Raw genomic sequence first — 1950 nt, 5'->3', positions numbered from 1 at the left:
GGCCTGGAATGGCGCTTCCTTGTCCGTGCGTTCCTTGGTGCCCCAGGCGGCGATGCCGACCTTGAGCGCGTAGAACAAAATGCTGAAGACCACGAACAGGAACAATGCCGTCAGCGTCGCGTTGGTGTAGGCGTTGAACACCACGTGCTGCATCTGCTCGATGCTCTTGGCCGGGGCCAGGACCTGGCCGGCGGCCAGGGCATCGTTGTATTTGCGCGCCAGGGCCAGGAAGCCGATCGCCGGGTTGGCGTCGAACAGCTTGATCAGGCCCGCGGTGGTGGTGCAGATCAGCAGCCAGGCCGCCGGCAGCAGCGTGACCCAGACGTAGCGCTGGCGCTTCATCTTGATCAGGACCACGGTGGCGAGCATCAGGGCGATACCGGCCAGCATCTGGTTGGAGATGCCGAACAGYGGCCACAAGGTATTGATGCCGCCCAGCGGATCGATCACGCCCTGGTACAGCAGGTAGCCCCACATCGCTACGCAACCGGCGGTGGCGATCAGGTTGGCCGGCCAGGATTCGGTGCGCTTGAGCGAAGGCACGAACGAGCCGAGCAAGTCCTGCAGCATGAACCGCCCGGCACGGGTGCCGGCGTCCACGGCGGTGAGGATGAACAGCGCTTCGAACAGGATCGCGAAGTGGTACCAGAACGCCATGGTGTTCTCACCCGGCAGCACCGAGTGCAGGATCTGCGCAATACCGACCGCCAGGGTCGGCGCACCGCCGGCACGGGCCAGCACGGTGGTCTCGCCGATGTCCTTGGCCACCGCTTGCAGCGCCTCGGGGGTGATTGCAAAACCCCAGCTGCTGACGGTCTGSGCCACGGCCACCACGTCACCGCCRACGATCGCCGCCGGGCTGTTCATGGCGAAGTACACGCCCGGCTCGATGACCGAAGCCGCGACCATGGCCATGATCGCCACGAAGGACTCCATCAGCATGCCGCCGTAACCGATGTAGCGGGCGTTGGTTTCGTTATCCAAGAGCTTGGGCGTGGTGCCCGAGGAGATCAGCGCGTGGAAACCCGAGACCGCGCCGCAGGCGATGGTGATGAACAGGAACGGGAACAGACCGCCCTTCCAYACCGGCCCGGTGCCGTCGGTGAACTGGGTCAGCGCCGGCATTTTCAGCTCGGGCATGGTGACCAGGATGCCGATCGCCAGGGCGACRATGGTGCCGATCTTGAGGAATGTCGACAGGTAGTCCCGCGGCGCCAGGATCAGCCACACCGGCAGYACCGCCGCGACAAAACCGTAGCCGATCAGCATCCAGGTGATCTGGATCCCGGTGAAGGAAAARGCCTTGGCCCAGACCGGATCGGCAGCAATTTGCCCGCCCAGCCAGATCGAGCCCAGCAGCAACAGCACGCCAAYCASCGAGATTTCACCGATGCGGCCCGGGCGGATGTAGCGCATGTAGATGCCCATGAACATCGCGATCGGGATGGTCGCCATCACCGTGAAGATGCCCCAYGGGCTCTCGGCCAGGGCCTTGACCACGATCAGCGCCAGCACCGCGAGGATGATGATCATGATCAGGAAGCAGCCGAACAGCGCGATGGTGCCGGGGACGCGGCCCATTTCCTCACGGACCATGTCCCCCAGGGAACGCCCGTTGCGGCGGGTGGACAGGAACAGGACCATGAAGTCCTGCACCGCACCGGCCAGCACCACGCCAGCGATCAGCCASAGYGTACCGGGCAGGTAGCCCATCTGCGCCGCCAGCACCGGCCCRACCARCGGCCCCGCGCCGGCAATGGCCGCGAAGTGGTGACCGAARAGAATGTGTTTGTTGGTCGGGACGTAGTCCAGGCCATCGTTATTGAGCACGGCAGGGGTGGCCCGGCGCGCATCGAGTTGCATCACGTTGTTGGCGATGAAGAGGCTGTAGTAGCGGTAGGCGACCAGGTAGATGGCCACGGCTGCGACGACGATCCAGAGGGCGTTGAT

At 64.6% G+C, this 1950-nt stretch carries 1 protein-coding gene; it reads right to left on the bottom strand.

The features are described 5' to 3' along the window. Window positions 1–1950, bottom strand: a 1950-nt coding sequence (locus tag AB4Z20_RS27920; RefSeq protein WP_442091213.1) for a carbon starvation CstA family protein, incomplete at both ends; no start/stop codon positions are given.

Source organism: Pseudomonas sp. KB_12, from assembly GCF_052114545.1.
In the GTDB taxonomy this organism is placed as follows: Bacteria; Pseudomonadota; Gammaproteobacteria; order Pseudomonadales; family Pseudomonadaceae; genus Aquipseudomonas; species Aquipseudomonas brassicacearum.
The sequence above is the reverse complement of the archived record's forward strand: the minus strand, read 5'-3'. Positions and strand labels throughout refer to the sequence as shown.